This window comes from Flavobacterium erigeronis (genome assembly GCF_054075165.1).
In genome coordinates, this window is the sequence record NZ_JBSKGP010000006.1 from 97330 (window position 1) to 121139 (window position 23810).

Annotated in this window: 20 protein-coding genes; 3 read left to right on the forward strand and 17 right to left on the reverse strand. The window is 32.9% G+C overall.

The genetic code is table 11. From position 1 onward, the window contains the following. Positions 1-2: 2 nt before the first annotated feature. The 14 genes from ACWA1F_RS13125 to ACWA1F_RS13190 are packed head-to-tail and all read right to left on the reverse strand — an operon-like array spanning position 3 to position 13105. Entirely contained in the window at positions 3-929 is a 927-nt protein-coding gene (locus tag ACWA1F_RS13125; protein ID WP_456894212.1) for a hypothetical protein, read from the reverse strand. Continuing rightward, complete coding sequence (locus ACWA1F_RS13130; RefSeq protein WP_456894214.1) at positions 919-1983, reverse strand: hypothetical protein; 1065 nt, start codon at positions 1981-1983, stop codon at positions 919-921. Before ACWA1F_RS13130 ends, ACWA1F_RS13125 begins: the two co-directional genes overlap by 11 nt. Beyond that, complete coding sequence (locus ACWA1F_RS13135) at positions 1980-2837, reverse strand: hypothetical protein (RefSeq protein ID WP_456894216.1); 858 nt, start codon at positions 2835-2837, stop codon at positions 1980-1982. Before ACWA1F_RS13135 ends, ACWA1F_RS13130 begins: the two co-directional genes overlap by 4 nt. Before the next feature lie 3 nt (positions 2838-2840). After that, positions 2841-3773: a hypothetical protein gene (locus ACWA1F_RS13140; RefSeq protein ID WP_456894218.1), complete on the reverse strand. Its 933-nt coding sequence runs from the start codon at positions 3771-3773 to the stop codon at positions 2841-2843. A 9-nt stretch (positions 3774-3782) separates the two neighbouring features. Next, positions 3783-4709, reverse strand: a complete 927-nt coding sequence (locus ACWA1F_RS13145; protein ID WP_456894220.1) for a vacuolar protein sorting family 37 protein — start codon at positions 4707-4709, stop codon at positions 3783-3785. Positions 4710-4718: 9 nt separating this feature from the next. Beyond that, positions 4719-5597, reverse strand: coding sequence for a hypothetical protein (locus tag ACWA1F_RS13150; RefSeq protein ID WP_456894222.1), 879 nt, complete (start codon positions 5595-5597; stop codon positions 4719-4721). Positions 5598-5601: 4 nt separating this feature from the next. Beyond that, positions 5602-6579 carry a hypothetical protein gene (locus tag ACWA1F_RS13155; RefSeq protein WP_456894224.1) on the reverse strand — a complete coding sequence of 326 codons (978 nt, stop codon included), beginning with the start codon at positions 6577-6579 and terminating at the stop codon, positions 5602-5604. 6 nt (positions 6580-6585) lie between these two features. Next, the gene (locus tag ACWA1F_RS13160; RefSeq protein WP_456894226.1) at positions 6586-7563 is read right to left on the reverse strand and encodes a DUF4200 domain-containing protein; all 978 of its coding nucleotides are present in this window, start codon (positions 7561-7563) and stop codon (positions 6586-6588) included. A 5-nt stretch (positions 7564-7568) separates the two neighbouring features. Beyond that, positions 7569-8540 carry a hypothetical protein gene (locus tag ACWA1F_RS13165; RefSeq protein WP_456894228.1) on the reverse strand — a complete coding sequence of 324 codons (972 nt, stop codon included), beginning with the start codon at positions 8538-8540 and terminating at the stop codon, positions 7569-7571. Positions 8541-8543: 3 nt separating this feature from the next. Next, positions 8544-9452, reverse strand: a complete 909-nt coding sequence (locus tag ACWA1F_RS13170) for a hypothetical protein (RefSeq protein WP_456894230.1) — start codon at positions 9450-9452, stop codon at positions 8544-8546. A gap of 4 nt (positions 9453-9456) precedes the next feature. Then, complete coding sequence (locus tag ACWA1F_RS13175; RefSeq protein ID WP_456894232.1) at positions 9457-10401, reverse strand: hypothetical protein; 945 nt, start codon at positions 10399-10401, stop codon at positions 9457-9459. 7 nt (positions 10402-10408) lie between these two features. Further along, positions 10409-11368: a hypothetical protein gene (locus tag ACWA1F_RS13180; RefSeq protein ID WP_456894234.1), complete on the reverse strand. Its 960-nt coding sequence runs from the start codon at positions 11366-11368 to the stop codon at positions 10409-10411. A 32-nt stretch (positions 11369-11400) separates the two neighbouring features. Beyond that, a complete protein-coding gene (locus tag ACWA1F_RS13185; RefSeq protein ID WP_456894236.1) occupies positions 11401-12333 on the reverse strand; it encodes a phage tail protein in 933 nt (310 codons plus the stop codon). A 43-nt stretch (positions 12334-12376) separates the two neighbouring features. Next, positions 12377-13105 carry a hypothetical protein gene (locus ACWA1F_RS13190; RefSeq protein ID WP_456894238.1) on the reverse strand — a complete coding sequence of 243 codons (729 nt, stop codon included), beginning with the start codon at positions 13103-13105 and terminating at the stop codon, positions 12377-12379. A gap of 169 nt (positions 13106-13274) precedes the next feature. Between ACWA1F_RS13190 and ACWA1F_RS13195 the strand changes: the two genes are divergently transcribed. Continuing rightward, positions 13275-14264: a hypothetical protein gene (locus ACWA1F_RS13195; RefSeq protein ID WP_456894240.1), complete on the forward strand. Its 990-nt coding sequence runs from the start codon at positions 13275-13277 to the stop codon at positions 14262-14264. Next, a complete protein-coding gene (locus tag ACWA1F_RS13200) occupies positions 14254-15171 on the forward strand; it encodes a hypothetical protein (RefSeq protein ID WP_456894242.1) in 918 nt (305 codons plus the stop codon). The genes ACWA1F_RS13195 and ACWA1F_RS13200 overlap by 11 nt, the downstream gene beginning before the upstream one ends. A 311-nt stretch (positions 15172-15482) precedes the next feature. Here ACWA1F_RS13200 and ACWA1F_RS13205 read toward each other — a convergent pair whose 3' ends face one another. From ACWA1F_RS13205 to ACWA1F_RS13215, 3 genes are read right to left on the reverse strand one after another with little or no spacing between them, the layout of a single operon-like run. Beyond that, positions 15483-16013, reverse strand: coding sequence for a hypothetical protein (locus ACWA1F_RS13205; RefSeq protein WP_456894244.1), 531 nt, complete (start codon positions 16011-16013; stop codon positions 15483-15485). Positions 16014-16018: 5 nt separating this feature from the next. Then, positions 16019-19639: a DUF6443 domain-containing protein gene (locus ACWA1F_RS13210; protein ID WP_456894246.1), complete on the reverse strand. Its 3621-nt coding sequence runs from the start codon at positions 19637-19639 to the stop codon at positions 16019-16021. Between the two features lie 12 nt (positions 19640-19651). Continuing rightward, entirely contained in the window at positions 19652-23155 is a 3504-nt protein-coding gene (locus ACWA1F_RS13215) for an RHS repeat domain-containing protein (RefSeq protein WP_456894248.1), read from the reverse strand. Between the two features lie 216 nt (positions 23156-23371). On the opposite strand from ACWA1F_RS13215, the gene ACWA1F_RS13220 reads away from it, so the two are divergent. Next, on the forward strand, positions 23372-23602 hold the full coding sequence (locus tag ACWA1F_RS13220; protein ID WP_456894250.1) for a hypothetical protein: 231 nt from the start codon (positions 23372-23374) through the stop codon (positions 23600-23602). Positions 23603-23810: the final 208 nt, after the last annotated feature.

Sequence of the window (23810 nt, forward strand, 5' to 3'; positions counted from 1 at the left end):
TATTATTTAGAGTTAAATAACTTTTCAATTTTAGAAAGTCTTTCGGTTAATGATTCAATTTCTTTAGATTGTTCTTCAATTTTTTTATTTTGCTGAATAGAATAAAGAGTCAATTCTTCAATTTTTTGCAAAAGTTTTGTATCCATTTCTCCCAGATTAATTCCATTTTTTAAAACTTCTTCTTCACTTGGAATGTTCTCTAAATGACCTTTTTCTTCGATATGTTTTTCAACTTGATCCAATGTTGGCAAATTGTATTCTTTTTTAAAAACAAAATCTGACCAATTTTCCATATCAACTTTTACTTCTTGGGAATGTATAGTTCCTTTTACATCTAATTTGTTTTGAGGATTAACAGTTCCAATTCCGACATTTAAGTCTTCATTAATTGACAAAGCAGGACTAAAAAGGGCATTGTTGTCTCTCCAACCTAATCTTAAGTATCTATTATTTGATCCTGCATAATCAATATTTGTTTTAATTTGGATTGCACCACTGTTTCCAGGACCAGATAGCGTGTGGACTTCTCCATGTTGCCCTAAAAATAAATTACCTGTAATTGATTGGTTTCCTGCTAAATATTGATCGCCATTAAACGTATTAGCGCCGCGAGTAGCTAACTCATTCCAAGATGAATTTGATGAATTTGTAATTTTTCTGAAAAAAATTCTGTCATTATTATTGAATGAAGAAGAAAATTGTAATTGGAAATTATTACTAGAATTGGAATGCCTCATTACAAAAAGATGTTGCCAGCTATAACTTTCATCTGGATTTATGCCATAAGCGTTTATTTCATAAATTCCTGATTTTAGAGGTTGATTATAATCATTTATACTTAAACCAGAAGCAAAGCCATCGCCAATTTGCTGTGAATACGAAATAATGGTAATAAAAAGAAGGGTAACTATAATTATTTTATTTTTCATTTTTAGAAAGTAATTGATTTTTAAGGCTACTAATTTCTGCATTTTGTTTTTCATTTTCTTTCTTCATTTCAATCATATACAAAGTCATTTCCTCAATTTTCTGAAGCAGTTTAATATTCATCTCAGATAAGTTAATACCATCTTTTTTCATTTCTTCAGCAGAAGCAATTTCAGGAAGATGTTTGTTTTTTTTGATGAATTTATCAACAGATTCTAAAGAAGGAAGATCGTAACCTTTTTCAAAAACAAAATCGGCGCCAGCATCAACTGTTACTTTCACTTCGCGTGAAGCAATGTTTCCTGCAACGGTTAACATTGAAGAAGGATTAGCTGTGCCAATGCCAACTCTAGCAGCATTTAAAATTAAAGGCTGATCTCCTGCACCAGTTTTAAGGAAAACAGGATAATTATTGCTAATAAATGTTGTTGAATTTGGCGTATTGCTGATTTCTAAAGATCTGGCATCTCCACTTCCAATTCTTGCGGGGTAAAAATTCGATTTTCCATAAACAGTGAGAGGTGCATTTGGCTGATAGCTTCCTATACCAACATAGCCATTACTGGATATATGAAAAAAAGGTGCAGATTGGTTATCTGACCAATTATAAATAGAAAAACTAGATTCGGTAACCATATTTGCTCCTGAACTAATTGCCCAAGTTTTTCCAGCAGGATTTTTAAGAAATATTTTAGTAGTATTGGCATTAACACTTTCGCTTCCAAGAGTTAGAGCTCCTGAAACTTCTAATCTAGTTTTTGGTGTAAAAGTTCCAATTCCAAAATTTCCAGAATTTATAAATGAATTTCCGTTATCTATAAAAAAAACATCATTACCAATTCGTGTGCCTCCTGAAAAATCACTTTGAAAATTTAATACTAAAGTGTTATAGTCTGCATGTACAATAGCTCTACCGCCAGAACCTCTTTCGGGATATTTCAGTATTACATCAGCTAATCCATTATAAGTAAATATGTTATTTCCATTTGGGGAATTAATCTGAGAGAAAGATTTTATTGATAAAACTATAAAGAGAAGGTACGTTAGCTTTTTCATTTTTCATTTTTTTTTAATTGCTCTATTTCTTTTTTCATTTCAATCATATAAAGTGTCATTTCCTCAATTTTCTGTAAAAGCTTCGCATTCATTTCTCCTAGATTAATTCCGTTTCTTAGAACTTCTTCTTCACTTGGAATGTTTTGTAAATGCCCTTTTTCGGCAATATGTTTCTCAACTTGATCTAGAGTAGGTAAGTTGTATTCTTTTTTGAAAACAAAATCGGACCAGTTCTCCATATCTACTTTTACTTCTTGTGAATGAATAGTCCCTTTTACATCTAATTTGTTTTGAGGACGAGTTGTGCCAATTCCAACATTCCCGTTAACATTAATAGCCATTTTTACACTTGAGTTTGTAGCAAAATTAATTCCACCAAGATCACCCCCAATGTGATTGTTTACAATATTAAGATCAAAATAATTGCCAAATCTATGACCAGCATTTGAATATCCTGAGTTGACTTCGAAATCACAGAAATTATGATAACCAAAACGGACAATACTGCTTCCTCCAGTTCCAGTTCCTAATCTGGTTAAAGAAGCAATAACTTCATTTTGATTAGTGTTTAATGAGCTTGAAACTTCAAATTTAGAAGATGGATTGTCTTTTCCTATTCCAACATTTCCGTTTGAAATTTGCATTACAGGATTACCTGTATAGTCTCCAAAACGAATTCCTCCATACCAATGCAAATCTAAACCTGAAGAACCTGGAATTTGATAAGTATCAATTCTGTAATTAGCTGCGTCACCAAAGCCAACGATAGGTAAATTTTGGCTATAAACAGTTGATGATTTTATTATGATTAACAGTACTGGAGTGAGAATTCGATAAAATTTTGAAGTACTCATAATTTATTTCTGTTGGTTTTTTTCAAGTTTTTCAATTCTTTTATTTTGTTCAATAATATAGAGCGTCATTTCTTCTACTTTTTTAAGCAAAGCCATATTCATCTCGGCAAGCATTAAGCCGTTTTTTTCGATTTCTTTTGCCGAAGGTATTTCAGGAAGATGTTTGTTTTCTTTAATATAAGATTCAATTTCTTGTAATGATTTCAATTTGTAATCATCAGCAAAAACATAATCAGGCACTAACGCCCCAGCCATATCAACTCTTACTTCTTGTGTGTGGATTTTTCCTTTTACAGTGAGTTTTTCGTCTGGTACTATTGTGCCAATGCCAAGATTTCCTCCTAAGATGTAATGATTTCCACCTAAACCATTTATCTTTAAATCATTGTCTAAGCCATCTGTTGTACCAAAGTCAGGAATATTAATACCAATAGGATTTTGATTGATTTTGATTTCATTTGAATCAGTTACAGTGTCAACTTTTACTTGTAAGTAAGTAATTTTGACTCTGTAGTTGGCATAAGATCTGACATCAAAATAAACGGGTAATTTTCTGTTCACCTCACCCCCAAGAGTAGATGTTAAGTCAATAGGTGTTCCAAGTGAAATTTTTGCTGAATGGAAAATTCCGTGTGATTCTACTAGTTTAACTAGAGGAGATCCTGAATGAGATCCTTGAAAAAATCCATTTTCAATGATATATTTTTCATAACCTGTACCATATGAAGTTTGAAATAATTCTACAATGATTAGACCTCCTGCCTGCCAATGATAAGAATTATATCCTATGGTTGCAATTTCATATCTCTTGGCTTGAGTAGCATCTGCCATTAAATTAGAAATAACACTTGTCTGTACTCCATTCTGATTGATGTCATTTTGTGAATATAGTGCTATTGTAAACAAAAGGGTAGTAATTATTAGAGATTTTTTCATACGGATAGATTATTGATTATTCAATTTTTTAATTTCGTTATCTTGTTTTTCAAGTTGCTCTTTAACTCTTCTTAATTCCTTACTCTGCTCAATCATATGAAGTGTCATTTCTTCCATTTTTTTTAGCAAAACCATATTCATTTCGGCTAGCATCAAACCATTTTTCTCGATTTCTTTTGCCGAAGGTATTTCAGGAAGATGCTTATTTTCTTTAATAAAGGATTCAATTTCTTGTAATGATTTCAATTTATAATCATCAGCAAAAACATAATCTGGCACTAACGGTCCAGCTATATCAACTCGTACTTCTTGGGTATGAATTTTTCCTTTTACTGTAAGTTTTTCGTCTGGAACTGTTGTTCCTATGCCAACATTGTTTCCTAATATTAAAAAGTTATTAACTTGGTGAGTTTCATTCATATTTGGAATAAAGTCCTGAATGTTTGTCAATATATCTGTATTTACAGGCTGACCGCTAATTTCATAATTGACCGACTTCATGTTTTCTCCAGTAGACTTTGTCCACCCTGCAAATTGAAATCCCCAGTCGTGCATAGCTGGTGAGTAGGGAACATCTACAGCTAAATATTTTTTCCCGTTATACATGCAAGTTTTTAAAGTCCAATTACCACTATAATCAGAGTTTCTAATAGAACCATAAGTTTCACCATATGCCGATGAGGTATTGACTTCTGCTATATTTATTCTGTTAAGAGATCCAGTAGTTCCTCTAAAAGCGGTAATGGTTCCCACGGCATTGTTCATGCTTATTGTAGTGCCATTATAGATTTCGTGAAGTAAAATTAAATTTTTGGTATAATCCCCACCGTTAGTTCCTATATCAATAACTTTATAATCAGGAGTTAAATTAGTTACTTGAGCCTCTGCAAAAAAAGGTAATAATAATGCAAAATATACTATTGTTAATTTTTTCATTATTTAAGTTTATTTTTTTAATTGGTTTTCTAGAGATTTAATTTTCTCATTTTGCCTTTCATTTTCTTTTATTATTTCACTATTTTGTTTCTTCATTTCAATCATGTACAAGGTCATTTCTTCGATTTTTTGAAGAAGCTTAATATTCATTTCAGATAAATTAATTCCCTCTTTTTTCATTTCATCGGCCGAAGCAATTTCTGGAAGGTGTTTATTTTCTTTTATGAATTTGTCTACAGATTCTAGAGTAGGCAAATCATAATCTTTTTCAAACACAAAATCAGCGCCAGCGTCTACAGTTACTTTTACTTCGCGTGAAGCTATATTTCCAGCTACAGTTAATCTTGAAGAAGGATTAGTTGTACCAATGCCAACATTACCGTTTCCTTTTATCGTAAATAGTTCGTGAGCTCCAGCTCCAATATCTCGAACTCTTAAAAAGCTGCTTCTTGCTGCATTTTCATTTGTACCAAAAGAGTTTACATCAATTGTCAAAGCATCTATTTGATTGCTTGAGGCAAGGCCATTTAAGTAAATTGATGTTGCTATTAAAGTTCTTGCTGTAATATCTGTATTTATATTATTTAAATTACCTGAATGCCAGATTTTGTTCCAGCCTTTCCATCCATATTCCCATCTCCCAAAATAGAGTTCGTTTTTTCCTACGCTATTCATTAAGCTTGAATAGTTGTTAGCATCAAAACCAAAATTTAAACCTTGGTAATAATTGACTCCAAATGTATTATTTGATGGAGATATCGCTATCCATTGGCCATTAACTCCAGAAAAAGAGGAGAGATTTGTTTCTAGAGTTTGTTGCGGAAAATAGCTTTGAGATTTTACAAATAATGTAAAAAAAAAGGAAAGAAGGAGGAGTAATTTTTTCATTTTATTATTTAGTATTTGTTTCTAATTTTTTTATTCTAGCCTCCATTTTTTCAAAATTTTTATTTTGTATTTGAAGCTCGTTAATCTTTTTATTTTGTTCAATCATATACAAAGTCATTTCCTCAATTTTCTGAAGTAGCTTTATATTCATCTCAGACAAATTAATTCCCTCTTTTTTCATTTCTTCAGCGGAAGCAATTTGAGGTAAATGTTTATTTTCTTTAATAAATTTATCGACAGATTCAAGAGAAGGCAAATCGTAATCTTTTTCAAAAACAAAATCGGCTCCAGCATCTACGGTTACTTTTACTTCGCGTGAAGCGATATTTCCGGCTACAGTTAATTTTGAAGTTGGGTTTGCAGTTCCTATTCCTACATTTCCATTTTGAATTGCTTTGATAGCAAGGGAGGCACCTTCAGCATTAAAAACATTGCCTACATAAAGATCCCAGTCAGATGTCATGGGAAGGAATTTTGAAATTGCTAAATCATTTCCAGTAATATTTAAAGCTGTGAAAGTGCTATTTAAATTTATTGCAGTAACTCTTATATAGATTGTGACTCCATTAGATACTAAGCCCAAAGTGTTAATTGCTCTGATTCTAAAGCGAGAATTAGAATATTCAGTATTACAATCAACAGTAAAATTTGACCCTGTTCCAAGATAAGGATTATTATTTGTACGCCCAGTTTCTCTCCATAATGAAGGGTTGGCATGAGAAATAGCCGCTATATGTGTTGCAGCAGCAGCCATATTTCCTCTGTCGTATGAAATGGAAATTTGATAATAGCCACTTGCTCCAGCTGATATAGGATTTACTTTTAAAAATTCGATATAGTCTCCTACAGCATATCCAGCAGAAAAAGTAAGACTTGTTTCGTATTCTGTTGTATATAATAGATTATTTTTAATATTGTCCGTAGCAATAGCTTTTGTAGTAGAAAAAATAATAAGTAAGTAGAAAAGTAGATTTTTGATCATTAGTTATTATTTGTTATTGGTTAGAGTTTCAATTTTCTTTTCCAGTTTATCGATTTTTTTATTTTGCTCAATCATATACAAAGTCATTTCTTCAATTTTCTGTAGGAGTTTTATATTCATTTCAGACAAATTAATTCCCTCTTTTTTCATTTCTTCGGCTGAAGCAATTTCTGGTAAATGCTTATTTTCTTTTATGAATTTATCAACAGAATCTAAAGAAGGCAAATCGTAATCTTTTTCAAAAACAAAATCAGCTCCAGCATTTACGGTAACTTTTACTTCGCGTGAAGCAATGTTTCCTGCTACCGTCAATTTAGAGTCAGTTTTTGCAGTTCCGATACCAACGTTTCCATTAATCCCATTAATGACAAGAGCATCGTTTGTTAATTGTGTTCCATCCCCATTATAAATTTGAAAGTGAAGATGTTTGTCAGTTCCACCATTATTTATTTGAAAAGCCTGTCCATTGGGATCAAAAATTTCACCATTAAAGGACTCTCTGTTAAAAGCTATAGTTCCAAAATAAGGGGCACCTCCTGGGTTAATACTCACACCTGTTCCTGCTGATTTTACAGTTAGTTTTGATTTTGGGTTTGTAGTGCCAATACCTAAATTTCCGGTTACACTTTGATCACCTACAAAATTATTTGCTCCTCTAGTTGCTAGTTCTATCCATGACGGATTTTGAGGATGTAACGGACCTGATAATTTTCTAAAAAAAAGTCTATCGTTTTGCAGAAATGAAGAAGCTATTTGCAATTGATGATTATTAGCCGGATTGCCATGTCTTATTACAAATAAATGTTGCCAATCATAACTTTCATCAGGTGCTCTTCCAATAGCATTTGTTGAGCCATACACTCCCGATTGTAATGGCTGTGTCAAATCAGTTAAATATGGTGCAAATCCATCGCCAATTTGTTGTGAGCTTGAAATTGATGTAATAAAAAAGAGAGTAAATATGATAAGGTATTTGGCTTTCATGAAATTTATTTAGATTGTTTTTCAAGTTTAGAAATTCTTTCAGAAAGAGATCTATATGTCTCATTTTCCTTTTCTAATTTTTCAATTTTCTCCGATTGAAGATTATTTTTCTTTTCTTGATTTATTACATGCAGAGTGAGCTCCTCAATTTTTTGAAGTAACTTTATGTTCATTTCAGATAAATTGATTCCATCCTTTTTCATTTCATCAGCAGAGGCGATTTCCGGCAAGTGTTTATTTTCTTTTATGAATTTATCAACTGACTCTAACGAAGGCAAATCGTAATCTTTTTCAAAAACAAAATCGGCTCCAGCGTCTACAGTTACTTTTACTTCGCGTGAGGCAATGTTTCCTGCAACAGTCAATTTTGAAGGTCGATTTTTTGTGCCAATATCAACGCCATTACCTAAAATCGTAAAATTATCCACTTGATGCGTTTCATTCATATTTGGAATATAATCCTGAATGTTTGTCAATATATCTGTGTTTACAGGCTGACCGCCAATTTCGTAGTTTACAGACTTCATGTTTTCTCCTGTAGATTTTGTCCATCCTGAAAATCTATAACCTAAATCATGAAAAGCATCACCATAAGGCACATCCAGAGCTAAATATTTTTTTCCATTGTAGATGCAGGTTTTTAACGACCAATTTGCGAAACTATCATATCCTTTTATTGTTGCAAATGTTCCATTATATACAGAAGAAGAATTTATTTCGACTACGTTTATACGGTTATAAGCTGAGGTATGTCCTCTAAATGCAGTTATCGTTCCTACAGCATTATTCATGTTTATTGTAGTTCCATTATACATTTCGTGCAGCAATATTAAATTACGCGTAAAGTCTGTCCATCCATTATTGCCTATATTTATTATTTTAAAATCATCAGCTACCGTAGAAACCTGAACTTGGGCTTTTGTAAATAAAGGATAGATTAATGATACTAAAAAAAAGAATTTAATTGTCTTCATCATTGCTTATTTTTTTAATTGCTTTTCTAGGGTATTTATTTTTTCGTTTTGCTTTTCATTCTCTTTCTTCATTTCGATCATATAAAGGGTCATTTCTTCCAATTTTTTAAGTAATGCCATGTTCATTTCTGCGAGCATTAAGCCATTTTTTTCTATTTCTTTTGCTGAAGGAATTTCAGGCAGATGCTTATGTTCTTTAACGTAATCTTCAATTTCTGTTAGTGATCTTAATTTATAATCATCTGCAAAAACATAATCAGGAACTAAAGGACCGGCCATATCAACTCGAACTTCTTGCGTGTGGATTTTTCCTTTTACGGTAAGTTTTTCGTCTGGAATAGTTGTTCCTATACCAACATTTCCGGAGAAATATGCATTTCTGCCTTGGTAAGTACCTGTAGTAGTGGCATATTCAGATATTGATGTCTTATAGTTGTGAGCAGGACCATTAACTTCATTGTATGGCAGACTATTTTGGACTCCGTCATACACAGTTGGGTTTACTGCATAATTTGAAAGAAAAGAATAAGTTGTTCCGCCACCTCTAAGCCAAATTATAATTGAACGTTCAGCATTTCGGATTGAGACATCTGTCCAGCCAGCAATAAAGGTAGTATGAGATCCGTTGTATGAAGTTGACGGAATAATGTTTGCTGTAATGAATGCGGAATCATTTCCCCATTCTGTAACGTGAAAGCTAAATTCAGACATTAAAGAACCTCTCCATGAAGAATCTAAATGTACATAACTTCTTCCTAATGTTAGATTTGTGGGTACATTATAAGCCCATCCGCCATCATAGAATTTTACAGGATAAAATTTATCAATATCTCCACCGACATTAAAAGTACCGGATACTTGAGAATGACTGATGGTAAAAAAGAAAAGAAGAGATAATAAGTATATTTTTTTCATAATATTATTTCTTATGTTTTAATTCTAAAATATCTTTTTTAAGTACATCGTTTTCCTTTTTCATTTCAATCACATATAGAGTTAATTCTTCAATTTTCTTAAGTAAAGCCATATTCATTTCAGAAACATTAATTCCATTGTTTTCAAACTCCTTTGCTGAAGGTATTTCAGGTAAATGACTATTTTCTTTTATGTAATTTTCGACTTCTTGAAGAGATCTCAAATTATAATCATCTTTAAAAACATAATCAGGTGCTGGAACATTCAAATCCACTTTTACTTCCTTAGAGTGGATGTTTCCGTTAACGGTTAATTTGGCATCCGGATTTGCGGTTCCTATTCCTACGTTTCCATTTTGAAGTGCTTTAATGGCTAATTTAGCACCATCTGATGTGAAAACATTTCCAACATACAGATCCCAATCAGTGGTCATAGGAAGAAATTTTGAAATACTGGTGTCTTTTCCCGTTATATTTAACGGATCAAAATTTCCGTTGAAATTGATAGAAGTAACTTTTATATAAACTAAAATCGGCGTATTTATTCCCAAAGTATTTACGGCACGAATTCTAAATCTTGGATTTGCATATTCAGTATTGCAATCAATTGTAAAATTAACCCCACTTCCTACATAAGCATTGTTATTAATACGGCCAGCCTCTCTCCAAAGACTTGGATTAGAATGGCTGATAGAAGCAATATGCGTAGCAGCAGAAGCTATATTTCCTCTAGTATAGCTTAAAGATACTTGATAATACCCACTTGCTCCTGCTGAGTTTGGATTAACTCTCACAAACTCTACATAATCACCAATTGCATATCCTGCAGGAAAAGTTACGCTGGTTTCATATTCATTTGTATACGCGAAAGAGCTATTTTTACTATTTGTGGCTGTAGTTTTTGTAACAGAAAAAATAATCAATAAACAGAAGTGTAGTATTTTTTTCATTTAATTGTTATTGTTTGTTAGTAAGAGTTTCAATTTTCTTTTCCAGATTTTTTATTTGTTTGTTTTGCTCAATGATGTAAAGTGTCATTTCTTCCATTTTTTTAAGCATAGCCATATTCATTTCAGCCAGCATTAAACCATTTTTCTCGATTTCTTTGGCAGAAGGGATTTCAGGCAGATGTTTGTGTTCTTTAACGTAATCTTCAATCTCTTCCAGTGATTTTAATTTGTAATCATCAGCAAAAACATAATCAGGAACCAGCGGTCCAGCCATATCGACTCTTACTTCTTGTGTGTGGATTTTGCCTTTTACGGTTAGTTTTTCATCTGGAGCAATTGTCCCAATACCAATATTGCCATTTAATGCAATTGCCATTTTAGTAGAATAGGTTAAGTTTTCGGCAGAATTTGAAGGATCTGCTGTTTGAAAAAGCAAACCATCTAGACCTGTATCTGTACCTGCAAATAATCTTACACCAAATGAGCTGCTAAGATTGGTATGAGTGATAATTTCTAAACCACTTCTACCATTACCATACTGTCCTAACTTTATTTCTTCAAAATTATATGATCCGGGAAAGCTTACTTTGTAATTATTATTATTTATAAAGTCACCAAATTGTAAAATGGTTTGAGGAGATGAGGTTCCAATACCAATATTTCCATTTGGTAAAAATGTCATATATCTATTCTCTAAATCTTTGCCAATAAAACTGCTTAAAATAGTAGAAACTCCATTTGTGACGAATCCTGTTGATCCAAATGTAAAATAAGATTGATCTCCAGACTCATTGGCGACGGAATAAGCTCGCGTCCAACCACCAGTATATCCAGGAAAGTTTGCTTTTATTTGAGCACCATAAGTTGGATAACTAAGCCCAATACTAACATTATCAAAAGTGGTGTTTTGTGATCTAACTGAATTTATAGTATTAAAGAAAAGAACTATTAAAATTATTTTTTTCATATAGGTTTGGTTATGGTTTTTAGGAAGATTTTTTAATTTATAGTAAAATTAAAAACGGTGCTTCTTGCACTTTCGTTTCCAGCATCATCAAACGATTTGACAAACCAATAATAAGTACCTTTAGTCATGGTTTTATTGTATGGACTGGTTCCTTTATCTTTAAAGTGTAGATTTGTCAAGGCACTTTCTGTGTAGACATACAAACTGTCTTTTTCGGGGCTTCCGGTAATCGGAGTTCTATTCCATTGAAAGTTTATGCTTGTGTTAGTAGTTGTACTAGCATTTACAGGATTGGTTGGAGTAGGAGTGTTTGGAGCTTTAGTATCTACTAAAATTGATCTTGAAGTATAAAGCGTTTCTGCAGCTCCATTACTGGCACGTACTTTCCAAGTATATTTTCCTTCGTCAAAAGTAAAGTTAAATACAGTAGTTTCTGAGCTTTGATCTTTTACTAAGGTATTATTCTCATCTAAAATTTGAACTTGATAAGTTGTTGCTCCAATAATTGCATCCCAAGATAATTTTTGGTCAGCGGTTTTGGTTGTTAAGTTGTTAGTTGGCGTTAACAAAATAACCGTATTGTTTTGAAAATCATCATTGTTTAAAATTTCGAAACTTCTTTTAGAGTACGCTGTTTCATATGCGCTATTAACTGCTCTCACTCGCCATTCGTATTTGCCAATATTTAATTGCTGTGTAAAACTATTTTTAGATACAAGAGTGTCTAGAACAATTTGCTGTGGAGTTTCAAAATTTGGTGTAGCAACTTGTAATTGGTATTTATCTGCATTTTCTACATTATCCCAAGAAAATGTTATTCCAGAAAAAGATATAACAGCATTATTGCCTGGAGCCGTAAGTGAGACTTCACTTTTTGAGATATCATCAACCATTAGTATTTCTTCGCAGGAAATAAAAGTTAGGAGTAATAAAAGTGAAAAATATTTAAAAAAGGATTTGTTCATTATAAAAAAAATAGAGTTATAAAATAAAATAAGATTTGAAAAATTACATATCAAAGAGATCTTTGTTGTTTTTTCTTTCGCTTATTTTTTGTTTAGTTATTCCGGTGCATCGATCATTCTCGTTTACAATATCGGCGACATTCCAATGTCCTTTTGGTGATTTTGTCCAACAGAACGAACTCACTTGATAAGCAACAATAGTTTCAGGATTAATATCGATAACATCTGTTTTTTTGCCGGCTTTGTACAGTGCAATTGTATATTTTTTATATTGATTATTTGCCAGATAATAAGCATCAGATTGTCTGATTTTTGCGATTTCATCATTAGATAAACTCACAGCCAAACTTGAAATTATTTTTAGGTTTTGGGTATCGGTTAATAATTTTAAAAGCGAAGCGTTGTAATCGGCGTTAATTTCATCAACCAGTCCGGCAACATCTAAAATCTTTATTGTTACCAGTTCAGGCTTTATAGGAAGACTGTCTATAAAAGCGACTTTAGTCTGGTTTTGATTGTATTTAGCTTTTGATTTATAGATTTTATTCAGCTGTCTGTTGTAAGGAACAACTCCAATTTCTACTCTAATGTTGTTTTCGAGTTTAGGCAAAGCTTTTGGCTCAAAAGTATTTAGATTGTAAGATAATTTTGAAGTTCCAATACTTCCTAATTCTACAACAGAAGAAGAAAATTTATAATTATCATTTTTAATTTTAGTTGTCTGACAGGCACTGCAGATTAATATAATTAAGACAACAGCTTTTTTTAACATAGTATTTTTTATTGTAATTATTTTTTTATATTTTTTTAACAAATCTAATCAAATTGATGTAATGTAGTGTTAAAATTTAGTCTTTTATTTTCAAATTTTAAACTTTTCTGTTATGATTTTTTTCTGATGTAATATCTTATGTTTGTACTTCTTAACTAAAATTCAAAATATGAAGTATAAATTATTTTTTCTTGTAATTATTTTAAATCAAATTGCATACAGTCAGACATTTTCAACAAATTTAACACCAGTAGGATGGGAACATAACGTTTTGTTTAATGCAGTTACACGATATACTGTTACACGAACAGGACCAGTGGTGGATTTGCCTACATTGTTTGATGGTGGAATGATGCCGTATTACACTTCGACACCTATTTCTCCATCAAATCCAGTAGTAATTCTTATTGAAGGGTTGCCAGAAGCTCATATACAAACAGGGGCATGGGTAGGTTGGACAACACGTTATTGGCCGACAAATCATTTTAAAATTGAAGGATATGATAATGGATGGGTGACTTTTGCAGATTATTCTTCAAGTGAATATGTTGGCTACAATTTTTCAGTTAAAATTCCCACTCCAGGAACTTACAGAAAACTTCGATTTACATTTTATAGCGCTGAGAATAATGGAAATTTAGGTCTTTCAGAGTTATTCTTTATTCACCCAGAGGCTACTTATCCGTATGCAGGATTACTTTCCTACGCTGCAACAAATTGGAAAGAGAATGGATCTAATTTGATTTACAACTTAGGAAATGTTGGTATTGGTGTCAGTTCTCCTCAAAATAAATTGGATGTAAAAGGGACGGTACATGCGCAAGAAGTAAAAGTAGATATGCAAAACTGGTCTGATTTTGTTTTTGAAAAAGATTATGACTTGCCAACGCTTAATGAAGTCGAAAAACACATTAAAGAAAAAGGACATTTAGTAAACATTCCAAGTGAAGAAGAAGTTCTGAAAAACGGAATTAATTTAGGAGAAATGAATTCAAAACTCCTTCAGAAAATAGAAGAACTCACTTTATATGTTATAAAACAAAATAAAGAAATTGAAATTTTGAAGAATCAAGAAAAAAGTAATGTTTTGAATGCTCAAAAAATTAAAGAGTTGGAAACAGAAATTAATAACCTAAAAAATAATTCTAATGAAAAATAAGTTTAGAAGTAAGATCCTGCATTTTATTGCCATAGTCTTTATAAGTGTACCTTGTTTTGCCCAAACAGGCAATAGTTTTGAATTTACACTTGCGTCTCTGTCATTTCCAAATGGAGTTGCAAATCAAGCGGTAAATATTCAATTTCCTGATGTTCCAATATGGGGTTGGATCGAAATAACGATAACATCTTCCTATTCTAATCAGCTTTCTACAGGTAAGCTGACCAAACGTTTTGAAATAGGCCGTAATACTCCCGCTCAAGGTGGATATTTTGTTCAAAAGACAGAAATTCCAGCCGCCTTTGGAAGTGTAGCAACTCAATGGCATATAGGAGAATTTAATAAAGATACTAATAGTATCCCAATCTATCATTTAGTAAGTACTAGTAATAGATTGACTATTAAAATTGAAGGTGTACTTACTGATTCTAACGCTGTAAATACTATAAAAACAAGCACTGTAATTAGTGCTATAGAAACTATCACTTCTCCATTTGGAAGGCATTATATTAGCATTATGCAGGATAGAGTAGGAATTGGAACCAATACGCCTGACTCAGCTCTCGCAGTAAACGGAACTATACATTCTAAAGAAGTAAAAGTAGATATGAATGGTTGGTCTGACTTTGTTTTCAAAAAAGATTATAAGCTGCCTACAATTGATGAAGTACAAAAGCATATTAATGAAAAAGGACATTTAGTGAACATTCCAAGTGAAGAAGATGTTTTAAAGAATGGAATTAATTTAGGTGAAATGAACTCCAAGCTGCTTCAGAAAATAGAAGAATTGACTTTGTATGTTATTGATTTGAATAAAAAAGTAAATGATCTACAAATCAAAAACGATAAGCTTGAAAAGCAGAATGGTACTTTGTCTAAAGTGATTTTGGATTTGAAGGGAAGATAAATTGTTGTTTACACATAAAAAGCGGGTTAAATTTATGTTTAACCAGCTTTTAAATTTATGAGCTCTCTTCGCTACTGTTTACAGAACCGTTGTTGTCTTTATCTTGAAGGCTTAAACGAATATTGCCTAAATGATCTTTATACTGGTAAATATAATTATAAATTGATGAACTGTTTGCGTTCACGAACAAGATGCTCGCGCTAGCATGGTAAACCAAGTCCTATTTTAACAGTTTGGGACACTTTAAATTGCTATAAAAGCAAAGCCACTCCGTTATGGAATGGCTTTATTACAAAAAATAATTAGTTTCATTACTTTGAATACTCGATTAAATAATAATCTGAATTTTGTAATTTTTTCTCTTTTCCAAAAATTTCATTTATCTCGTATTTGGCACTTTTATATCCTAATTCATTAGATTTTATTAAATGATACATAGCTAAACTTTTGGTTTTTTTATCTAAATCTTTTAAAGACTTGTTTGCGGAGAGTTCCACAAGTATAACATAAATATCAAAATGAGCCTGGGAATTATTATATTTATTTGCCATTATCAATGAATAATAAAGTAATCCTTTATAGTCTTCATTTAATATGAAATCCTGCGCAACTGAATTATATGCCATCTCATCTCCGTTTTTAATTGCAAGATTAAATAAACTATCCGTTACTTTAATATTTTCTTTTATTTTCACATAGCTTGGTACTTCATCATGGTCTTTAAGTACAGATGAATCTTTTTTTATTGCTGGAGATTTAACTATTGTATTTTCTTTTTTTTCCTGACAAGAAAAAAGTAAAATTGCAAGACATAAAGTCAAGTAGATTAATATATTTTTCATGATTCTTATTTTGTTAATCCAGTTGTTATTTGAGACATGATTTTTGTTGTTTGTAAATCCATTTTAAGTCCTACCTGCTTACCATTTCTAAAAGTCAAGTATCCTCCATCATTTCTATAATTATCAATTTTTGTAATTTGAGGAATACCATCTCTCCATCCATAATTCACAAATCCATCAGGAGCAACAACTGTTAAACCAGGAAGAGTTGAAACTTTTTCAGCAAAAGTTACATCTCTTTTTATATGTTGTCCAGTATTATGAGATATATAATCCTCAGATGCTACATTACATGCATAAAAATACAAAGTTATAAATTTACCATCTTTTCGTGCCTGTTTCCAAGCTTCGCTTTTTTGTGACATCATAGCATCAAATTCTTCGGCAGTTGTAGCAATTTGCTTTTTACCATTGTCATCATAATATTCGATACCTCTAGAGCTTGCATGTCCAAATACAGTAAAAATTCCATCACCTTCTACATATTTGAAATCTTTTGGAACTCTATGAAATGCTGAACCTTTAGCTTCTGAAGGGCCAAATAAATCTATTGGAGGTTCATTAGTTTCTTTATTTTCATTATTTGAACTACCTGCTTGTTGAAATAAACTTCTAAATAATTTTTGTGCATCTGCTCCTGTATACAAAGTTCCATCCTTGTGTTCTACAACCTCCATACCATCAGGGTCAATAAAATAAACAGGATTATTTATTGCATAGGTAAATGGAGAAACTGGATAAAATTTCTCAGCTAACGGGTCAATATTCATCCATCGGCCAAGTGCAGGGTCATAATTACGTGCTCCGTAATCGTACAAATTTAGCTGGTTTCCTCCAATATTTTCGTCTTGAAGTTCTTTTCCGTTGTACTTATATTTATTCTCAATTCCAATTTTTAAAGTATTATACCCTTCATGTTTTAGCCCAAATGGATAATAGTTGCTTTCTTCTTTGATGGTCAGTGCTTTATCATAGCTTATGCGCACATTACCTAAATGATCTTTATACTGATAGACATATTTATATGTACCAGCGGAAGGTTCAACATAACCTCCTGCTGTTGGGAAAAGCTGTAAGAAAGCATTCTCATACTGATAGCCGCCCAGATAATCTGTAACCACATCATTAGGAACTCCAGTTCTGTTTACTCTTTTCTGAAGCTTCTGCCCTGCCGCATTGTAAATATAAACAATGTTTCCGCTTGCGGCAAAGCTAATTTTTATAGGCAGATTCAAATGATTGTAGACAATTTCTGTTATGTTTTTATTAGCATCAGAAATCATATTTCCATTAAGATCATAACCATATTGGTCTGCAGCATTGGTTTGTGCAATTTGGGTAATGAAGCCAAAATAGTTGTTTCCTTCTTCCTTTACCCTTTTTAACCTATTGCCCTGATAATAATAGATCATGTAATCCATCCATTCTAAGTTTGCCTGCGCGACTACATCTCCAGAGCGATGCAAAAAAGTGATGTTTCCGTTTTTGTCGTACTGCAGCTTTTCAAAATAGCTAGAATTTTCAGCAACTGTTGTACTGTTTCTAAAATCGGCATTGGTTAGTCTGTTTAGTTTGTCGTAACTGTAATTATAACTTCTCAGTACATTTTCAGAATTAGAAGTTTTCCATTGAGTTTGACTGATGTTTCCATTATACAATGCAGCGGCTTCTGCTGATGGGTTATCGTAACTGATCTTAAAAGCAAACAGATCTTTCGGATCGTTTGGCTTTGCAAGTGAATTTACATCGTTTATTCCGGTCAGCCATCCACGGATGTTATAAGTATAGTTAACGTTCTGGACATTATTGCCAACCTGTTTAGAGATAAGCTGCCCAAGTTCATCATAGGTATTGCTTGCAATTACTTCAGGGGTTCCGCCATTTATCTGATGGGTCTGTACCAGTAGACGGTCTTGCGCCGAATAGGTGAAACTGTCTCTGGTCATAAGTTCAGCATCAGATGCTGTTCTTTTATGTCTGGTAATGCTGTAAAGAGTTTTACCTAAAAAGTCCAGTTTGGTGTCTGTATAAGTGTATCCGCCTAAATGGTTTAAAGTGTAAGTTCTTATCGGTCTTGCCTTATCGTCATAAAAAGTGGCTATGGTTTCACCCAAAGTTTCATTGCCAGCGGTTAGAATTCTTGTCCATGATCCAGATATCAAACCTTTGACTTGAGAAGAAACATAGTCTCCTTCTACCGCAGATGGAACAGTTATAGTAGAAATTCCAGGGAAAGCATAATCGTCATAATAGTTTACAGCAAGCAGTTTAAAAGATGTAGGCGATACACTGTTGCTGTAATTGGCCGGAATTCCATCAAGGCTTCCGCCAGCTATCTTATTTTCGTTAATGGTTGCCGCACTGTTCTGAGCAGACTGTAGTGAAGCTCTTCCTTCAGAAGTGGCCGAAGCATGCTGTGCCCAGCCTGTATAGGCAGTACGTCCGAAGGCATCATATTTGGTTATAACCCATCCGATTGAACTTGAGTCCGAGAAAGGCGAATTGGCTGGTCCTGTGGCAACAGGCCTGTCAAGTTTATCATAGACAATAAACTCCCATTGCTTTCCAGGCAGTTTTTTCTCAACAAGCCTGTTTCTATTGTCATATTTATACTGATAGCACAAATCGTTTAAAATGGTCTGAGTGCCGTTATCTATTGATGCTGTAAAAGCGCTTCCTGTCTGCGCATGAAATCCTGGCAAGAGTCTGATCGAATTTGAAGCGGTCAGGGTCAGGTTCTGTCCAGAAGCTACGACTGCTGTCGAGGTGATGTCAGCCTGCAGGGCAGATGATCCGTCTATAATATCAGCTGCTTTTGGAGGAATCACATATGTTAGGTTTCCGTAAATGTCATAAACATAATAGGTGTCATGTTTCGCCTGAGCGTCGTAGGTTCTTTTTAAGACAATCTGCCCTTCCTTGTTTTTAAACTCAACGGTTGATCCATTTACTTCAAACGGAGCAGCAGCAGTGTTTTCATCATAGGTAATGGTTTTGTAAAGCTCATTGGCATTGTAGTAGCCACTGTTTATGAAAGTGATCTCATATAATCCAGATGCAGAATTCCAAATGGTGTTCGCGGAAAATAATTTTACTTCACCAGCGACATTGGCCTGATAGCCTGATTTTATCTCATGTCCAGATCCTGAATACCAGGCATTTCCAGGCGCTGCCTGTTTCAATACCCTGTTAAATGGAGAAGCCTCCATTTCTTTTCTGCTGAAAGGATATGAAGTGGCCTCGAGAGCCGGATTTCCGTTAAGTGTTGGATTAGGATTTGCATAATACGAAGACTGTTTTGTCTTTGCCGCGGGATCAAAAGCCATATCTGCGGTCTCGGTTTTGAAAGGTAGATATTCTTCAGCCTGCCTTCCAAAACCATCGTACTCAATATGGGTTATAATGTCTTTTCCTGAAGCAGACTGCTGTGAGGCATTCTGCTGCACTGGCCTTCCCAGACCGTCAAAATAGGTAACGTTCTGGGATGCCTGCAGGGCAGAAGGCGATAGTATGGCTTGTGTGCTCGGCACTTTGTATTTTACCGTTTTAACGTAGTTTTCGCTTTGCGTCTGGCCAATTGCCAATAAAGGAAATAAAACCAAAAGGAATTTTATTAGATTTTTCATGCTTCTTCTGGTTTAGTGTTTGTAATTGTACTGGTTTTCAGAAAGGATGAATCCTTTATTGTCTTTTACAGATTCAAGCCTTCCGAAACTGTCATAGGTGTAGGTCGTCGTGTATCCCTTTGGATCTGTAATGGTGCTCACGCCCACAAGCGGAATATAGGTATAAGTGGTAACCATTGCATTTGGCAGGTTTGTCCTAATTTTATTTAAAATCGTGACCATGGATGCCTGATCGTAAGTTCCATTTTTAATGTTACTTAGCTCTAATGGAGTAAATACTGCTTCAACAGCAGATAATGAGCTGTTTTTTACTTCTGCTACAGGATATTGTTCTTTATATCCCCAAAGATATACTGTTGTAATGCCATCGGCTTGTTTATATTCGGTAAGATTTCCGTATTTTCCATAACTGACAAAATCTATCTTTTTATCATAAATACCTGCAGATCCTCCTTTAATAGTTTTAAGATTTTTAGGAAGGTGCATATTTTTTGAAATATTATTTTCGTCTAAATAAGATTTAACATCAATATTGTTTATAGTTCCCTGTGTTAAACTTCCAGCGACAGTAGTTTCTGATTGTATTACAGTATTAAGTACATTTGCTGCTACCATGCTTGAAATGTTAGAGGCTGAAGTTTCATCAATACCATTTGGTAGATCTTGCGGGTATTTATTTTGAGAGATTACTGCCTGCCCCTTACTGTTTGTGGTAGTTGTTTTGGTTAAATTTTTGTGTAAATAATTCTCATAATCATAATTGATTATAGAAGTAACTGGATTTGCTCCATTTAAATCATATATCGTTTCAATACTATTTTTTTGATGTGACCATTCAGAATAAATTCTATAAAATCCAGTGTAAAATATACCTGGGTCGGGATCGTTATTGTAACTTTTTGGAATATTTCCTGTGAAGATACCTTTAGTCAAAATAGTGGATGGGTCTTCTTTTTTATACTCAATTTCCTTTCTTCTAATAAGAACCCCATTTTTATTGTAATCCTCTTCTGTTATTAAGTCACCATTACTATTGTTAGGCATTAAGGGAACCCCCTGAAACTTGATAATTCCTTTTTCATCTGGTCGATTAGTGTAATAGTAAACAGATCTTCCTAAAGAATTCCCTAATTTATCTACATCACTTACAGATACACTAGAATAGCCTACAAAGTTTCCTTGGGCTGAAGAGCTTAAAGGCACGCTTGTCCCTGATGAGCCTATAATAACCCGAGACATAGCTTCTTCGGTAAAAGGCCTAGCATAATTACCTATAACAGAGTAAATTGCCGTAGGGAAACTTCCAACATTGTATCGGTAGAAATGTTGCACTTCTCCCATAGCCATCCCCGAAGTCCAATCGTCTGTTCCTTGATGGTTATATTTATAGATTCTTTTTTTCAAAATCTCGCCAGAGGATTCAAACATTTCTTGTGACTTTACTCTTAATCCATCTCCTATTTTATTAAAAACAGGATATTGTTGTATAAATTCTACGCTCATATTTACCTCAACCATACTTGTAGATGCATTTGTTTTTGCATAAGCACGATAATTGCCCGGCGGCAGAACCAACTGAACATTTGCTCTAAAACCATTTCCTGGTACAGAAGTAGGACTAAACCTAATTACATCTGTACCAGAAGAGGTTTCTATCAAAAGGTCTATTTTTCTTACTTCGTTAGATGTCGAGTTATCACTAATATTACAAGCTATTTTTACAATTGAATGATAATTTAATGTAAAATCCTTAATATCCGCATCTCCAAATCCTTCATGATAGAGGTATAGTTTTTTAGCTTCACTTCTACGGAAATCCACATCAGTTGGGGGCTCATAACTATTTGGTTCATAATCAAATCGGACACCTCCACCAGTAGGATATTTCATTTCTGTTAACATTGAAGCTTTCATAAAATTAGCATCGGGCTCTCTGTAGGCACCATTTAGAAATGGAAACCAAGTATTTCTAGTCGATTTAGCGCATTCTATCTGTAATGGCCTAAAAAATTTAGATGTTGATATAGTTGTAGGAGTTTGAACAATGACAGGATTACTTGCAAAACTATATTCTCCATAATAATCAAACAACTGAGAACTTAAGTCTTTATAAATTAAAACATTATCATTATCAATACCATTGTAATATCCCCAATGATCTATTGATGGAGAAGTTTTGGCTGGTAATTTTGTACTATTGTAAGTAAAAGTATACGGAGGAAGTTTTGAATAGCTGTTTGATGCTGTATCATAAAAAAGTTCTTGAACATTGTCTAATTTTAAACGCCAATAATTTTCTTTGTTCGTTCCTGTTCTCTCTGCATTAAAATAAGAGTAATTAAATTCAACTTTCTTTATTGATTTGGAATTTAAATTAAATACTTCAAAAGATTGGATTTTTTGTGCTTTAGGATAATAAACAGTCTGATAATGCTGTCTTAAATCTTCACGATCACTTGTACTAAAGTTAATATAACCGCCATTAAAAAAGATTTTCTTAATATTAACATTTTCGGAAAACTGCATACTAGCACTTATATTACGTTTATTCTCAGTTAAATATCCGTGCCATAGATTACTATACATAGTTTCAGTAAAACCTAGTTCAGCGTAATTACTCTCTCTTTCGTAATAATTCATCTGGGTTATTGATCTATATCCAGACTCCTTATCATATTGAAAAATTATAGAATCTCCTTTTGGAGTTATAATCTTATTAATGTACCATGCAGACGTAAAACGATTAAAATTGGATAATCTATTTTGCGCTATATCCAGCCTATTCAGATTATACAAATAAACTCCATCCTGAGTATAACCAACTGATGCATAATCGCTAGAATCAAAATCACCTGAACTATAGTTTCGAGATATTTCTTCTACATTAAAAAAGTATTTCCATCCATTGCCATCAGTGACCTCCCATTCTTTTTTAACTATATCATAAACAAATTTCGAATTCGTCTGTTTAATTGGTATACATTCTATTCTATTGGATCCTGCTTGTTTTTTACCAAAAATCATCTTCCCTGATTCTCCTAAAAAATTGTAATACAATAAATCAGGCTGCCCATCTCTGACACCTCTAAAAGTATCTGCATAATTATGATGATCTCCAATTATATCGACAGGTAAATCTGCAGCTGTAGAAGACAAATCATTAATAAAAACATATCCATTAACAGGGGCTAGATCATCAACACCATTTACAGATCTAGTAATAACACCTCCTGTACTTAGTGACCAGCCGAGTCCAACAGAACTTGCTTCTTGGGAAACCTTTATTCCTGAGGAATGATAGCTTAATGTAATCGGCAATTCAATTTCACCTGATTTTATATTATACAAAGGAACAGATATGTTTGGAACACCAGTATAATGACTTACCGGAACATTACTATATTGCGCTAAAGCAGAAGCTGTTGGGGATGGAGGAACTACTTTTTGAAGATCTTGGGGGAAAACCATGCTAAAAAAAAGTAATGCCAGGATATTATATATTACCCGTATTTTCATAATTGTTATCTGTTTTTTTAATTTGTAATTAAATATTTTAAGTCAATATTAATAGATTATTTCTTATTTAATGTTGTGATTGTATTAAGTAATCGATATTTATAAAGTCATTAATACTTCATTATTACGTAAATGCCTTTCACAAATAATTGACTGGGTTAATCAAGAAATATCAGCTATGAACTCATAGAAGAACCAGTGTTTAATCAAGTAGTTATGATGCTGAAAAAGGAAATTTTAGAAAATATTCCAAGTGAAGAAGATGTTTTAAAGAATGGAATTAATTTAGGAGAAATGAATTCCAAGCTGCTTCAGAAAATCGAAGAATTGACTTTGTATGTTATTGATTTAAATAAAAAAGTAAATGATCTACAAATCAAAAACGATAAGCTTGAAAAACAGAATGGTGTTTTGTCTAAAGAGGTTTTGGATTTGAAGGGAAGATAAAATTATTATTACCTTCTGATATTATTTTAAAAGCTGGTTAAATTTATGTTTAACCAGCTTTTAAATTTATGAGCTCTCTTCGTTACTGATTACAGAACCGTTGTTTTCTTTATTTTGAAAGTTTAAACGAATATTGCCTAAATGATCTTATACTGGTAAATATAATTATAAATTGATGAACTGTTTGCGACATAGCCTTCAGTCTGAG

Bases quoted from the DNA above. Each gene is read 5' to 3' on its own strand.
- ACWA1F_RS13185 (WP_456894236.1), bottom strand. From the start codon at position 12,333: ATGAACAAATCCTTTTTTAAATATTTTTCACTTTTATTACTCCTAACT.
- ACWA1F_RS13130 (WP_456894214.1), bottom strand. From the start codon at position 1,983: ATGAAAAAGCTAACGTACCTTCTCTTTATAGTTTTATCAATAAAATCT.
- ACWA1F_RS13135 (WP_456894216.1), bottom strand. From the start codon at position 2,837: ATGAGTACTTCAAAATTTTATCGAATTCTCACTCCAGTACTGTTAATC.
- ACWA1F_RS13200 (WP_456894242.1), top strand. From the start codon at position 14,254: ATGAAAAATAAGTTTAGAAGTAAGATCCTGCATTTTATTGCCATAGTC.
- ACWA1F_RS13155 (WP_456894224.1), bottom strand. From the start codon at position 6,579: ATGATCAAAAATCTACTTTTCTACTTACTTATTATTTTTTCTACTACA.
- ACWA1F_RS13165 (WP_456894228.1), bottom strand. From the start codon at position 8,540: ATGATGAAGACAATTAAATTCTTTTTTTTAGTATCATTAATCTATCCT.
- ACWA1F_RS13145 (WP_456894220.1), bottom strand. From the start codon at position 4,709: ATGAAAAAATTAACAATAGTATATTTTGCATTATTATTACCTTTTTTT.
- ACWA1F_RS13205 (WP_456894244.1), bottom strand. From the start codon at position 16,013: ATGAAAAATATATTAATCTACTTGACTTTATGTCTTGCAATTTTACTT.
- ACWA1F_RS13220 (WP_456894250.1), top strand. From the start codon at position 23,372: ATGATGCTGAAAAAGGAAATTTTAGAAAATATTCCAAGTGAAGAAGAT.
- ACWA1F_RS13140 (WP_456894218.1), bottom strand. From the start codon at position 3,773: ATGAAAAAATCTCTAATAATTACTACCCTTTTGTTTACAATAGCACTA.
- ACWA1F_RS13170 (WP_456894230.1), bottom strand. From the start codon at position 9,452: ATGAAAAAAATATACTTATTATCTCTTCTTTTCTTTTTTACCATCAGT.
- ACWA1F_RS13160 (WP_456894226.1), bottom strand. From the start codon at position 7,563: ATGAAAGCCAAATACCTTATCATATTTACTCTCTTTTTTATTACATCA.
- ACWA1F_RS13195 (WP_456894240.1), top strand. From the start codon at position 13,275: ATGAAGTATAAATTATTTTTTCTTGTAATTATTTTAAATCAAATTGCA.
- ACWA1F_RS13150 (WP_456894222.1), bottom strand. From the start codon at position 5,597: ATGAAAAAATTACTCCTCCTTCTTTCCTTTTTTTTTACATTATTTGTA.
- ACWA1F_RS13210 (WP_456894246.1), bottom strand. From the start codon at position 19,639: ATGAAAAATCTAATAAAATTCCTTTTGGTTTTATTTCCTTTATTGGCA.
- ACWA1F_RS13190 (WP_456894238.1), bottom strand. From the start codon at position 13,105: ATGTTAAAAAAAGCTGTTGTCTTAATTATATTAATCTGCAGTGCCTGT.
- ACWA1F_RS13180 (WP_456894234.1), bottom strand. From the start codon at position 11,368: ATGAAAAAAATAATTTTAATAGTTCTTTTCTTTAATACTATAAATTCA.
- ACWA1F_RS13215 (WP_456894248.1), bottom strand. From the start codon at position 23,155: ATGAAAATACGGGTAATATATAATATCCTGGCATTACTTTTTTTTAGC.
- ACWA1F_RS13175 (WP_456894232.1), bottom strand. From the start codon at position 10,401: ATGAAAAAAATACTACACTTCTGTTTATTGATTATTTTTTCTGTTACA.
- ACWA1F_RS13125 (WP_456894212.1), bottom strand. From the start codon at position 929: ATGAAAAATAAAATAATTATAGTTACCCTTCTTTTTATTACCATTATT.